Genomic DNA, 14023 nt, shown 5'->3' with positions numbered 1-14023 from the left:
GCCCTCGAGGGTGTTCCACCGATCGAAGGCCTCGTCGTCGCCGGTGGAGAGCAACAGGACGAGGAAGGCGTCTTGGCCGGAGGCGGGAACCTCGGCGGCGACGGGGGTTTCCTCGGCGACGGCGCCGCCGACCAGTAACAAACTCGCGAGCGTCAGCCAAAGGGCCTTGTTCACAGTCACTCCCTGGTTCGCCCGGCCGGGGCCGACGCCCGGCCGGGTAAATGTTATAATCAGCCGACTTATCCCGCCGGGGCGGTAAACCGGCACAGCAGCACATCAAACCCGGATACGTCATGACCGAGCGAAACGTTTCCCGCCGCAGCCTGCCCGGCCGGCTCTACGCTCGCCTCGAGGGCCTGGTGCTGCGCCTACTGGCCTACTTCGAGGATTCGGAGCTGGGCCTGGGCAAGCTCCTCGTCATCCTCGGGGGGACCTTCGCCCTGCGCAACATTCTCGAGGCGTTGGCGGCGGGGAGTCAACTCTACTATCCAGCGGCCTACTTCGTCCACTTTCCCCTGGCCTACCTGCCGGGGATCGTGCTGATCCCCCTGGTGCTGGCGGTCCTCTCCGGGGAACGGGTGGAGAAGACGACCCGCCTGCTGGTGCTGGCCTGGACGCTGACCATCCTGCCGCCCCTGCTCGAGATAATCATGGGTAACGCCGGGGCCAAGATCAGCTACTTCCCCATCCAGCCGGGGCGCTTCTGGTGGAGCGTGGCCAACTACTTCAACCCCACGGTCAGCTTTCCCGGGGCCACGGCCGGGGTGCGTATCGAGGCCGCCGTCGGCGTCGTCCTCGGCGCCTACTACATCTATCTCAAGCGACGCAAGGTCTGGCTCGCCCTGGTCAGCGTCCCCGTCATCTTCATGGTGATGGTCAGCGTCTTCAGCCTGCCCTACCTGTTCCATCAACTGCTGCGGGCCTGCGGCTCGACGATCCCCAACGTGGCCGTGCTGTTCGGCAGCCGGGGGCTGGCCCTGCGGCCCTGGTTGGACCTGTCCGACTACTCGACGGCCCTGTTCGACCTGTTGTACCTGACGCCGCTGCTGGCGCTCTGGCTGCTGGTCTACAACCGGCGCAAGCTGGGACGCCTGGCGCGTTGGGCGTTCCGTTGGCAGACCGGCGGCTACGCCCTGGTCGCCGGACTGGGCACCTGGCTGGGCTACCGGGCTGTAGCCGTCGGGGCGCCGCTGAGCAACCCCCTGGACTGGATGGCGGTGCTGGGCGGAGTGCTGGCCGTCTTCCACGCCGCCCTGGGTCTGCGTCTGCTGTTGCCCGGGGACGCCGCGGGGAGCAAACCCACCGACGACGATCCCGCCGACCCGGCGGCGCTGACCCGGCGCGAGCGCCGCAACACCGGAGCCGTCTGCCTGCTGCTGGCCGTGGGCTACGCCGGAACGGTCAACTATTACCTGCTGGGCGCGCTGGCCGTCTTCGCCGCCCTGCAGGCCTTCCTCAATCTGCGGCCGTTGAACCTGCACCGGCTCTGGCCGCTGTCCGGACTGTTCGTCGGCGCCTCGCTGCTGGCCGCCCTGGCCGTCGGGCTGGCGGTCTTCATCGGCGGCGCGGTGACCACGGCCCTGCCCGCCGGGCTGTTCAGCGGAACACTGCTGATCGGCGTACTGGGCAGCTGGCTCCTGGAACGGCGCGACGAGGCGCTGTTAGGTTCATCGTTGCCGGCGGGCCTGCGCCGGTGGTTGACGGCGCTGCTGCCCGGGCTGGGGCTGGCCGCAGCCGCCCTGTTGACCACGGCCCTCTGGAGCCGGGTCGCCCTGGTCGCCCTGGGCGTCGGTCTGACCGCTCTGCTGCTGTCGCGCCGGGTTGAACCGCGCCGCCTGGGCGGTGTCTGGGCCCTGACCGTACTGCTGGTGATCGCCGGACGGCTGGGTGACGGCGGCGAGGTCCTCGACTTCGACGGGCTGCCGGCCAACCCGCAGGCTCTGGCCGCCGCCGACGCCGCCGCCGACTTCGAGCGCAACGACCTCCACGACCACGCCCTGCTGGAGTGGCGGCGGGCCGTCGAGTCCGGCGACGAGCGGGCCCGGGTCCTCGGACCCCTGGCCTTCAACCTGCGCAGGCTCGGTCGGTTCGAGGAGGCCGAGGCCGTCCTCGAGCGTTCCGTCGAGCTGTATCCCGCCCACGCCCCCGCCCTGGTCGACCTGGCCGCCCTCAAGCTGGCCCTGGGCAAACGCGACTCGGGCCGGTCGCTCTACCAACGGGCCCTCGAGCTCAACCCCCGTCTGGTCCAACCCCGGATCGGCCTGGGGCGGCTGGCCCTCGAGGACGCCCTGGCGGCCCGGGAACGAGGCGACTCCTCCGCGGCGGAGGACGCCCTCGCCACGGCCGAGGAGTACGCCGTCACGGCCCGGGAGCTGGCCACGGACAACGGCGCCGCCGCCGGTCTGCTGGCCATGGTCTACGAGCTTTCCGGTCGCTACCGGGCCGCCTACGAGCTCTGGCTCGAGCGTGTCCATCGGGCGCCCCTCGACGCCGGCGCCCGGCTCAGCCTGGCCCGGCTCAGTCTGCTGCTCGAACGTCCCGTAGAAGCCGCCGAGCACCTCGAGGCCGCCCGGGAGCTCGATCCCGCCCTGCCGATCCCCCCGGAGCTGCGCTCGCTGCCCGCCGTCGGCGGGCTTGAGTAAGCCGCCGCGGCGGACTATAATCCGCCCGACGTGCCAACCAAAGGAGACCCCGTGCCTTTCGACGCCATCGAGGAGGCCCTCGAGGCCGTCAAGAACGGCGAGATGATCATCGTCGTCGACGACGAGGATCGCGAGAACGAAGGCGATCTGATCATGGCCGCAGAACACTGTCGCGCCGACGACGTCAACTTCATGCTCTCCCACGGCCGGGGCATGCTCTGCGCGCCGATGACCGCCACCCGCTCCCACGAGCTGCGGCTGGAGATGATGGTCGCCCCCGACGACAACACCGCCCCCCTCGGGACCCCCTTCACCGTCACCGTGGATTACAAACGGGGCCTGACCACGGGCATCTCCGCTGATGAACGGGCCGCGACCATCCGCGCCCTGGCCGATCCCGCCGTCGGTCCCGACGACTTCGCCCGCCCCGGCCACATCAACCCCCTGCGCGCCCGGGACGGCGGCGTGCTGGTCCGCGCCGGACACACCGAAGCCACCGTCGACCTCTGCCGGCTGGCCGGACTGCAACCCACCGGCGTACTGATCGAGGTCCTCAACCCCGACGGCAGCGTGGCCCGCCAACCCCAGCTTGACGAATACAGTAAAGAGTGGGGGGTAAAAAAAATCTCGATCGCCGACCTGATCGAGTACCGCCGCCAGACCGAGGTCCTGGTCGAGGAGGCCGCCCGGGCCGAACTGCCGACCATCTTCGGCCGCTTCGATATCCACGCCTTCCAGTCCACCGTCTCCGACGAGTACCACGTCGCCCTGACCATGGGCGAGATTACCGACGGCGCGCCCGTCCTGGTCCGCGTCCACTCCGAGTGCCTGACCGGCGACACCTTCCACAGCCTGCGCTGCGACTGCGGCCCCCAGCTCGACGTCGCCCTGCAGGCCGTCGCCGCCGAAGGCCGCGGCGTGCTGCTCTACCTGCGCCAGGAGGGCCGGGGCATCGGCCTGGTCAACAAGATCCGGGCCTACGCCCTGCAGGATCAGGGCCGCGACACCGTCGAGGCCAACCTCGAGCTCGGCTTCCCCGTTGATCTGCGCAACTACGGCATCGGCGCCCAGATCCTCTACGAGCTCGGCCTGCGCAAGCTCAAGCTGATGACCAACAACCCGCGCAAGATCGTGGCCCTCGAGGGCTACGGCCTCGAGATCGTCGAGCGGGTACCCATCGAGGTCGATCCCACCGATGAGAACCTGCACTATCTGAAGACCAAGCGCGAGAAGCTCGGCCACCTGTTCGAACACCTCGAATCCTGCCCCACCTGCGGCCACCAGCACGAGCGCGAGGTCGAATTCCCCGAGACCGCCGCCCGCTCCCGCGAGCACGACGACGGTGAAACCTAGTCGAGGACATTAGCAGCGTCGGCGGCGGCCCCGGAAAACGGCCGTCGGCGAAGCTCAACCGATTGCCGACCCCGCGCCGCCGGAACCGGCACGGTTTTTGCATCTCGGCGACCGTTAGGACGAATGTTAACGGTCGGCCTCCGCAAAAACCGTGCCGGTTCCGGCTCGTTAGCCGGCGGGTTTGGCTGGGGAATCTTCAGCAGGCCGTTTTCCGGGGCCGCCGTGTTGTTAACCCGGGCGGGCGCCGTTGGCGGCTCCCGCCCGGGGTGGATTTTTGCTTTCGGCTACTCCAGCCAGGCGTGCTGCAGGGTGCCGGCGTCCCGATCGTGGTAGATGATGTGTGGCGTTCCGGCGGGATCGAGGACGATCGAGGTATAGTAGCCCACCCAACCGACGGTGTCCACGATGCGGGTCTCCCAGCCGGCGCCGTCCCGCCGGGCGCAGCGCAGGTGGTTGGTGTCGCGGGCATAGTAGGAGACATAGGCGCCGTCGGCGCCGTCGAGGGCCAGGCCGGGGTAGTCGCCGTCGTCGGTGTCGATGTCCTCGTGATGCCAGCCGTCACTGAGACGGCGGGCGTAGCGAAGTGCTCCGGTGGTCGAATTGGCGTAGGCGATGACGGGCCGTCCCCGGGAGTCCAGCTCCAGCGCCGGGAACCAGCTAATGTTGTCATCGCCGGCGACGTTCTCGAGGCTCCAGCCGTCGTCTGCGCGTCGGGCGTAGTGCAGCTCGTAGATGATGCCGTCGACGTAGCAGGCGTGAGCGGTGTCTTCGTTATCGAAGGCCAGGCAGATCCCGTTGCCAATGTTCATCTCCTCCTCGACGGTCTCGAAACTCCAGACTCCGTTCTCGCGCACGGCACTGCGCACGGCAAGGGCGTAGTGATCACAGAAGATGAGCCGGGGCCGGTCGGCGCCGTCAAGTGCCAGGGCGGCCTCGGGCTCGATTACGAGGATGTCGCAGATCGTCTCCCGCAGCCAGCCGTCGACGGCGCGACGGGCGTAGCGCAGCTCGCGGTCGGTTTCGTCGTAGTAGACGACGTGGGGCGCGCCGGCGGAGTCCAGCTCCAGGGCGGGATACCAGCCGGTATTGCCCGCGGCATCGACGATCTCGATCGACCAATCGCCGCTGGTGCCGCGGGCGTATTTCAGGTCGCCCCAGACCGTGTCGTAGTAGGCAACGTGGAGCACGCCGTCGGCGTCGACGGCCAGGGAGGAGGAGCGGCCGACGTAGTCGTTGCCGAAGCCGTCGACGGTTTCGGTGCGCCAGGCCGGCGGGGGATCGTCGTCGCGCAGGCCGTCGTCGGCGCCACCGGTGTTGGGCTCGCAGGCCGAGAGCAACAGCGCCGGGACCAGCGCCAGGATTAGCGCCGGGGCCGGGAGGCGCCTCCGCCCGATCGACGGTTTGCTTACGTTGCCGGAAGGCGGGCGTTTTCTGCGCTTGAGCTTCACTAACATGACAATCCCCCCTTACGTTTTGGTTACGGTATAATAATAACCCCATTTTACCTGTCGGGCAAGCTCCGGCGGTTTTCTTTACACTACCGCGGCCGCGTAGTAGTATTATAAAGATCTAATAAGCTATGAAGGGGGCGAAGCTGTTGAGCGAGGATCGGGAGCGTCAAGCGCGGAAACAGCGGCTCAAGGAGGTCATCCGGCGGCTGCACGCCGGGGCCGAGCCCGCCGAGCTGGAGGACGAGTTCGGCGCCCTGCTGGCCGGGGCCGGGGCCGCCGAGATCGGCGCCGTCGAGCGCGAGCTGATCGACGAGGGCCTACCGCCGAGCGAGGTCCAGCGTCTCTGCGACGTCCATGTTCGCCTGTTCCGCCGGGGGCTGCGAAGCGCGGAGCTTCTCGAGCTGGAGCCCGGCCACCCCGCCCGTATCCTGCAGGTGGAGAACCGCCTGCTGGAGCAGCGTCTGGCGAAACTCGAAGCACTGCTCGCACGAACGGCCGCTTCGCCCACCGCCCTGGAGGAGGGGCGCGACGCGGCGGCGGCGCTGCTCGAAGACCTGGGCCGCCTCGAGCTGCACTACCGGCGCAAGGAGAACCAGCTCTTCCCCTACCTCGAGCGGCACGACCTCTCCGGGCCGACCCAGGTGATGTGGGGCGTCCACGACGAGGTCCGCGGACTCTACCGGCAAACCCGCCGGGCTTTAATCGACGGGGAGCCCGGGGAGCTGCTCGAGGCCGGACGGGCCTACCTCGACAAGGCACGGGGGATGATCGAGAAGGAGGAGCGGGTGCTCTTGCCCCTGGCCCTCGAGCACCTCGACGGCGACGACTGGCGCCGGATCCGCGCCGGCGGCGCCGAGATCGGCTACGCCTGGCACACCCCCGTCGCCCTGGACGGCGCCGAGGATCAAACAGACATGAGCACGAGCCAACCCCGGGAGGGATCGATGCACAAGCTGACCACCGGCGAACTGACCACCGAACAGCTCGACCTGCTGCTGCGCCACCTGCCCTTCGACGTCACCTTCGTCGACGAGCACGACGAGGTGCGCTACTACACGGCCACCGACGACCGCATCTTCCCCCGCTCCCCGGGGATCATCGGCCGCCGGGTGACCAACTGCCACCCGCCCAAGTCCGTCCACATGGTGGAGAAGATCGTCGCGGCCTTCAAGTCCGGCGAGCGCGACGTCGCCGAGTTCTACATCCACTTAGACGACAAGTACGTCCACATCCGCTACTTCGCCCTGCGCGACGACGCCGGCGGGTATCGCGGAGTGATCGAGGTCAGCCAGGACATCGCCCCGCTGCGCAAGCTGGAGGGCGACAAGCGCCTGCTGGACTGGGAGTAGGCGTACACGAACCTTGGAAGTACAGTCTGAAGCGATGATAACGGGCGGGGCCGACGAGCCCCGCCCGTTTAATAATGAATCGTAACAAACACTAGTAGCGCCGGGCGTACTTGAGGTCATAATTTCCCGAGTCGTAATACGAGATACGCGGGTTACCCTTGGGGTCCAGCGCCAGGGAGGTATACTTGCCGACGTCGCCGTCGGAGTCCACCGTCTCGATCTCCCAGTTGGAACCATTCCAGGCGGCGTACTTGAGATCACCCTCTGTAACATCATAATAGGAGATATGCGGATTACCGGAATCATCCAGCGCCAGGGAGTTATACTCACCAACCTGTCCCGGCCCGTCGACGATTTCGCCCTCCCAGCGTGTACCGGTCCAGCGAATGAGCTTGAGGGCGGTATAGCTTTTTGAATAATATGCTATGTGCGGGTTGCCGGCATTGTCCAACGCCAACGAGACATGCTCTCCGACGAAATCAACCGTTCCAACGGTTTCGATGTCCCAACCGTCAGCGTTCCAGCAGGCGTAATGAAGCTCTTGTCCATAGTAATCGTTATAGGCGATGTGGGGGTAGTCGGAGCCATCCAAGACCAGCGAGTTGTTGGTCGTAGTAATCTGAGTATCCACTATTGCGAAATACCAGCTCGAGCTTTTCCTGACCACGTACATAAGGTTACACCAGGAAAGATCACTATAGGTAATATGTGGTTTACCAGCGTCATCCAGCGCCAGAGAAGTGCAATTACCGTATTCATCCCTGGAGTCAACGGTCTGGGTTCTCCAACCGGAACTAAACCATTCGGCGAACTTTAACGAGCCCTCGTCTACATCGATGTAGGATATACGCGGTTCAGCAGAGTGGTTCAAGGCCAGGGAGTTGCATTGTCCGACATCTCCCTTCGAGTCCACCGTCTCGATATCCCAGTCGGAACCGTTCCAGACGGCGTACTCGAGGTCGCCGTCGATCGCGTCGTAATACGAAATATGAGGGTAATGGGAATTATCGATGGCTAATGAGTTCCAAGGCCCGACATCCTGAGCCGAGTCCACCGTCTGAATCTGCCAGGTGTATGTGTTTTCCAGGGTGGTGAAGCTCCAGACTTCCGACCAGTCGCTGACCCCCCGATTCTACGTAAAACCTTGACACGCCAATAATATTCGGTACTGCACTCTAATTCCGAAGAGGGTTTGAAACTCGGTCCAAGGATCCCGCTCTCGTCGATCTCGGGATCAGCAAAAGTGGGATCATCGTCGACCTGCAGGGTGAAGCTGGTCGCCGGCTCGCAGGTGGAGGTGACCGTCGTCGCTGATGGCGGCGCCGGGACCGTCGCCGATGGTTGCTCTGCCCCGGCCTGCGCCGGCGTAGCTGCTTCAGCATCCCGCGTGGCGGAGGGAGCCGCGGGGCGCTCGCGATGCGGACGGCTGTCCCCGCGGTTCTCGTCGGGCTCGTAACTCCACCTGAACAGGGGCCGGAGTTCGACGTCGACGGCGCCGTCCTCCGGAGAAAGCGGCAGCGGGGCGTCGGGGGGCGTCCCGTCGCCATCGCCGTCTTCACCGCTCCCCGTTGCGCTGTCGCAAGCCGCCGCCAGAGTCAGACCGCTCAGGATAACGAGGGAAAACAACACTCTGGATTGCGGCGCCCGCATCAGCGTCTCCTCGTCGCTTTGTCGCCTTAACTCTTCGACTCGTTAATGATCCGGTGAAGAACAATAACACTCTAACTTGGCGCGTTTTTTTACAATCCTAGGCAAGCCTTTTCCGGTCTCGTCAGCTCGGCTTGCCAGCTCAGCAGCATCAATCGCCCGCCGGGCGGGCTTACGGAGCGCCGGAACGGGAGGCGGCGGCGCGGTTCTTGCGCCGCGGGGCGCGGCAGCGCGCCGCGGCCTGCAAGAAGCGTGACGCCGCTGCGTACGAAACGGCAAGACCCTTACGCGAAGAACGGGAGGAGCCGCGCGGCCCCTCCCGTCGTCGCATCTCAAGTGAATAACGCCGTCAGCGGCTGATCACCAGCCGGCGGGTCAGGGCCTCCGCACCGCTGCGCAGCAGGTAGAGGTAGACACCGTCGGCCACGGCGCGACCGGCGTTGTCGCAACCATCCCAGCGAACGGCCCGCTCACCGGCCGGCAGGGTTTCGTCCAGCAGGGTGACCACGCGCCGTCCGGCCAGGTCGTAGACGGCCAACTCCACGGGTCCGGCCTCGTCGAGACCAAAGCGAATAGTCAGCTCGTCCGCCGCCGGGTTGGGGTAGCTCTGCAGCAGGTAGGCCCGGCGCGGCGCTTCAGGCCGTTGTTCGTCCAGCCAGCCGCACGGACCGACGTAGATCCTCAGCGTCCGAGCGTCCTCGCGGGGCAGCAGCTCGAGACGGTAATCTCCGGCCCCGTCGAGCTCGAGCCAGCAACCCACCGCCGGATCGTAGAGGGCGGCCTCGAGGCTCGGCGGCGGCTCCTCCAGGCTGCGCCAACTGAACAGGGCCTCGTCGGCGCCGGCGGCGGGGGTCACTTCGAGGACGAACTCGGCCCCCTCGCCGACCGCGGCCCGCAGGTCGGTAGCGTAGACGCCGCGGCGGCTGGGCCAATCTTCGTGGACGAAGCTCAAGCGCGGCGCCCCGGCCAGGTGGGGCGGCTCGTGGCGCTCGTGCTCGTCCCAGTAACGTTCGGCGCCGACGACTACGCCGAGGCGGTTCCAGCCGTCGACCAGGCCGCCGGAATCCAGCCGCAGCTCAAGCAACCAGGGCTCGGCGCCGGAATCGACGAACGAGGCGACCGGCGTTGTCGTAACGTCCGTCGGCCGCGAACCCGAGGTACGATCGCCCGGGGAGCCCACCGTCGGGGCGGCGGGCGTCGAACTACCGACGGTGCCGGAGATCGTCGAGCGCGGCCGGTCCGTGGTCTCCGGCGCCCGGCTGACCCAGGGCTGCGGCAGGCTGCCCAGGAGCCGCGCCGGGGCCGCCGTTTCGGCGAGCGGGCGCAGGAATGGCGGACCGGCGTTCCCCGTGTCCTCGGGCTGGTACTCGACGGGCGGGACGTAGAGCGTCGTCGCCGCCGGGCCGTTGTAGTTGACCCAGTAACCCGTCCAGGGCGTCAGGGCCGCCTGCTCGTAAACGAAGTCGCCGTCGTAGGCCACCGGGGGTTCGAGGTCGGCGGCGATGGCGGAGTTCGCGGCGCAGTCCAGCACCTCCTGCCAGCCCACGCTGAAGCAGAACGGGCAGGCCAACTGGTTCCAGCCCGGCTCGAGGGCCACGCCGTAGGGCTCGCTGCAATCCGGGCTGCTGCCCGCTCCCGAGTCCAGCAGTATCCCTTGCGCGGCGACAATCAGCCAGTAGGCCCGGCCGGGCTTGAAGTATTCGATCGAGCCCTGGGTATACTCGACGAAGCCGCCGGCCTGGTAGCGGGCCAGGCGCCACTGCTCGTCGTCGTAGGCGCCCAGATCGTCCTCGAGGACGTCGGCCGGTGAGCCGCCGTCGGCACCGTAATCGGTCGGCACACTGAACAGGCGGTAGTCGGCCACGGTGTTCCCGGCGTGCTGGGGTGCGCCGGGGTCGATACCCTCGCCCGCGTACTCGACGGCCACATTGAAGGGCTCGTCGGGGCCGTCGGCGGGCAGGGTGACGGTGTTGATGCCGTCGGAGGCCCAGAGGTAGTAGTCGAGCCCGCGCTCGGTGACGAAAGCCTCCGGGATGCTGGCGCTGTAGGTGTCGCCGGAGTCGGGCTTCAGATCGGTGTAGCTGAACTCGACGTCACCGCCGCGGCGGTAGAAGACCCGGGCCAGGGCGATCTCGTTGTTGTCGCTGATCTCGGCCTCGACGGCCAGGGCGCTGTCCAGGTCGGCACTGGTAATCTGCTGGTGATCGATCTGCGGCGGTACCTCATCGGCGCCGTAGGTAATCTCGAGGGAATCGAGCCGCGGTGTCTGGTTGGGATCGACGGAAAGCGCTTCGAGACGGTACTGGAAATAGCGCCCCGCCTGGGCCAGGTAACCGCTCAGATCGGTGCCGCTGGTGCTGATCGGATCCGACCAGTCGCCCAGGTCGGTATGGTCGTCGCCCGATCTGACCCGGAAAGCCAGGCCGCAATCGGCGGGCAGCTCGCTCTCCCAGATCAGCAGGCCGTAGCTGAAGGCGGTCTCGAAACCGGTGTCCAGGATCGACGAGGTCAGAGCGCCGGATTGAAAGCCCGTCAACTGCCACCAGTAGAGCGAGTCCTCGGTCTTGCAGGCGCTGACCACGTCGGGGTGACCGTCGTCGTTGATGTCGGCGCCCTCGGCCCAGCGACAGTTGGGCACGAAGTCGTCTACGGTGTGCTCGTTCCAGGACCCGCCGACGCCGTCGGCGTTCTCGAACCAGAGGATCACGCCGCCCTCGGTGGAGAACAGCAGGTCGATGTCTTCATCTGCGTCGACGTCAAGGGCCTCCAGGCTGCGCGAACCATAGACCTCGCTGATCGTGGTCATCGCCCAGCCGCCGCCGCTGCCGTCGTTGGCCCACCAGAAGACACCGTCTTCGGGCGAGCAGACGATGACGTCGAGATCATCATCGTCGTCCAGGTCGGCCAGCTCGATCTGCTTGGGATCGTCCAGCTCACCGTCGGAGATGGTCTGGCGGGCGCCGAAGTTGCCGTAGCCGTCCTCGTTCCTCCACCAGTACACATCGTCATAACCGATGCTGCAGGCGGCCAGATCGGGGTAACCGTCGTCGTCCAGATCGCCCGCCCTGGGGTACCAGGGCGAGTTGTACCAACCATCGATGGTGTTCTTGAGCCAATCCTCGCCGTAATCATCGTTCTCGATGAACATGACGTTGCTGTTGCCGTGTGCCAGATCGCTGAGCACGATGTCCAGGTCGCCGTCGGTGTCCAGATAAACCAGATCGGCGCCGATGGGGTTGACTACGGGGTCGCCGTCGAGATCGATGACGTGCTCGACCCAGTCACCGGTCCCCAGGTCGACGTTCTCCCACCAGCTTAGATACGAGGACTCCCAGCCCGTGGTCAGGATATCCAGGTCATCATCGCCGTCGATGTCGCCGCAGTTGATGTCCTGGGCGTCGGGGAAGGTTGAGGTCAGCACGTGCTGCTCCCACGAGGTCCCGGCGCCGTCGAGGTTCTCCCACCAGGAGACCTCGTCGCTGTCGGTTTCGGTGTAATCGGTGATCAGCAGCACGTCGACATCACCGTCCTGGTCGAGGTCGGCGCAGCAGGTGCGGAAGGCGTAGGTGATTTCGCCGGTGATGGTGTTCTTCTCCGGGGCGTCCAGCAGGACGGCCTCCAGCAACAGCGAGCCGGCCCGGCTGGACCAGTCGACATCGCTGGAAGTGTAGAAGGCGTCGCCCCAGTCGGTGACCGGACCCGTTACGCCGGGGCCGCCGGACCAGTCGGTCTGCTCGGCTGACTCCGCCCCGACGCCCGCCGCGATCAACAGCAAACAAATGATGAGCTTACGCATGATAACCCCTCGTCGGCAGGTGTAAGTAAGGTTCACAGTACGATATTCGCCCGGTCTCACGGGTGGTCGGGCCAGTCGGGCAGGGGATCGTGCTCACCTGCGTCATCCCCGGCCAGCAGGTAGACGGCCGTGCCGGCGCCGACGGCGGCCACTCCGCCCAGGGTCCACCACAACCAGCCGTTATCGTTCTCGGCCTCGATACGGTCGGGGTAGACCCGGGAGCCGATCTCACCGGCGCGGCTGGAAAGGTAGCCGCTCTGGGCGGCGCATTCCTCGGTGGTGCTGCCGACGATCCGACCCCGCTCGACGTCGATCAGCCGCACGTTGACGACATAATCGGAGCCGGAGCGGCGCACCGAGCCGACGAGGACGTTCTCGGCGGCCAGGACCCTGCCGATCTCGACGGCGCACTCGACGTCGTTGCAGACCAGGGCCAGGGCCTGCTCCTCCATGATGTCGGCTATGTACTCGCGCTCGAGGACCTCGAAGCGGCCGCGGCGGATCAGCTCCGTGGTCAGGTACTGGGTGGCGATGGCGGCGTCGTTCTCGCTGACGCCTTCGGCCTCCAGTGGGATTACGGCCAGCCGGGGCTTGGCTTCGGGCGTTTGAGCGGTTGGGGCTGCGTCGGCCGCGATCGCAGACAGGACTATGCATAACAATAGAACAAGAACATCACGGGGTTTCATCGGAACCTCCCGAAATAAGTGCGGTACTGGAGTAATATGCGGTAGAGCCCTTTTACGGTAAATCACCAATAAATCTAGCCTGAGGGCAAGATAATGTCAAGTATCATTTTGACATAAACATAATAATGACGATATACATCGCATTAACAAGTGCTAATACGCCTTCTATCATCCAATAACGAGGACGCTCCGCTCATTCCATCAGGCATGTTATTCATTATTCCGCATAGTTCGTGTCGGGACGACTATTCGGCACATGTTTGACCCATGATCGACCGATTATTGTCCATATCTCCTATGATAACGGCGACTGATAACGGCGACGCCTGGTCGACAGGTGGGATTTGTCCATTATTGGAACTATGTAAACAGCCGGATCGGCTTACTTTTCAGCCGACCCGGCGTCGATTCGCCCAACTGCACTGTGGTGGTTCCTAGCGGCCCAGGGCGTTGATCTGTCCGAAGGAGGTTTCCTCGACGCCCGTCGAGGCGTCGTCGGTGAGGATGATCGTATCCAGCCAGACGTCGGCGGCGTTGTCGCCGATCAGGCGCCAGGCGAACTGGACGTCGAAGCCCTCCCAGTAGTCGTCGATGGCGATGGTGGTTTCGTACCAGGTCCAGTTCTCGAAGACGCCTACGAGTTCCTCGTTCCAGCGGGAGACCCAGGCGCCGGGACCGCCGGCCTGGCGGATCTCAAGGGAATAATCGCCGTTGTTGTGGGGCGTGACGAGCCAGGTGTAGCTGGCGGCCCAGTGGAAGGTTAACTCGCAGTTGTCGGTCAGGTTGATGGGCGGGGAGATCAGGCGCTCGTCCTGCTGGTCGCCCTCCTCGCAGATAACGCCGTAGGCCGGGTTGTAGTAGCGCTGGCTGGAGATGATCCAGCGCTGGCCGATCTCGCCGGGTTCGAGGGTCCAGGAGTCGAGGTCGCCCGAGTCGAAATCCTCCTCGAAGAGAACGTCGGCTTGGACGAGACCGACGGCGACGATGAGTAGCAGCAGGGCCGTTTTCTTTATGACAGCCTCCATAGTAATCGTGATGGAATCGTATCTCTTTTTTCCTACTAGATAATATACAGGTTGGCGCATACGGCAAGTCTTGT

The 14023-nt window shown here is 65.7% G+C and carries 9 protein-coding genes; 3 read left to right on the top strand and 6 right to left on the bottom strand.

All coding sequences use genetic code 11. From position 1 onward, the window contains the following. Nucleotides 1-174: hypothetical protein (locus GF399_10710; GenBank protein MBD3400786.1), on the bottom strand; the 174-nt coding region annotated here is incomplete at its 3' end. Between the two features lie 119 nt (nt 175-293). On the opposite strand from GF399_10710, the gene GF399_10705 reads away from it, so the two are divergent. Continuing rightward, complete coding sequence (locus tag GF399_10705; protein MBD3400785.1) at nt 294-2642, top strand: hypothetical protein; 2349 nt, start codon at nt 294-296, stop codon at nt 2640-2642. Between the two features lie 51 nt (nt 2643-2693). After that, nucleotides 2694-3995, top strand: a complete 1302-nt coding sequence (locus GF399_10700) for a bifunctional 3,4-dihydroxy-2-butanone-4-phosphate synthase/GTP cyclohydrolase II (GenBank protein MBD3400784.1) — start codon at nt 2694-2696, stop codon at nt 3993-3995. A gap of 284 nt (nt 3996-4279) precedes the next feature. Here the strand turns inward: GF399_10700 and GF399_10695 are convergent, their stop codons facing one another. Then, the gene (locus tag GF399_10695; protein MBD3400783.1) at nt 4280-5443 is read right to left on the bottom strand and encodes a hypothetical protein; all 1164 of its coding nucleotides are present in this window, start codon (nt 5441-5443) and stop codon (nt 4280-4282) included. Nucleotides 5444-5574: 131 nt separating this feature from the next. Here GF399_10695 and GF399_10690 point away from each other — a divergent pair, with 131 nt between their 5' ends. Then, the gene (locus GF399_10690; GenBank protein ID MBD3400782.1) at nt 5575-6795 is read left to right on the top strand and encodes a DUF438 domain-containing protein; all 1221 of its coding nucleotides are present in this window, start codon (nt 5575-5577) and stop codon (nt 6793-6795) included. Between the two features lie 91 nt (nt 6796-6886). On the opposite strand, the gene GF399_10685 is transcribed toward GF399_10690, so the two are convergent. From GF399_10685 to GF399_10670, 4 genes are all read right to left on the bottom strand, one after another. Next, nucleotides 6887-7849, bottom strand: coding sequence for a hypothetical protein (locus tag GF399_10685; protein ID MBD3400781.1), 963 nt, complete (start codon nt 7847-7849; stop codon nt 6887-6889). Between the two features lie 942 nt (nt 7850-8791). After that, complete coding sequence (locus tag GF399_10680; protein MBD3400780.1) at nt 8792-12238, bottom strand: T9SS type A sorting domain-containing protein; 3447 nt, start codon at nt 12236-12238, stop codon at nt 8792-8794. Between the two features lie 56 nt (nt 12239-12294). Beyond that, the gene (locus GF399_10675; protein MBD3400779.1) at nt 12295-12924 is read right to left on the bottom strand and encodes a hypothetical protein; all 630 of its coding nucleotides are present in this window, start codon (nt 12922-12924) and stop codon (nt 12295-12297) included. Between the two features lie 434 nt (nt 12925-13358). Continuing rightward, nucleotides 13359-13949: a hypothetical protein gene (locus GF399_10670; GenBank protein MBD3400778.1), complete on the bottom strand. Its 591-nt coding sequence runs from the start codon at nt 13947-13949 to the stop codon at nt 13359-13361. Nucleotides 13950-14023 lie beyond the last annotated feature (74 nt).

The sequence above is a fragment of the Candidatus Coatesbacteria bacterium genome, from assembly GCA_014728225.1.
GTDB lineage: Bacteria > RBG-13-66-14 > RBG-13-66-14 > RBG-13-66-14 > RBG-13-66-14 > WJLX01.
This window is presented reverse-complemented; position numbering and strand designations above follow the sequence as displayed.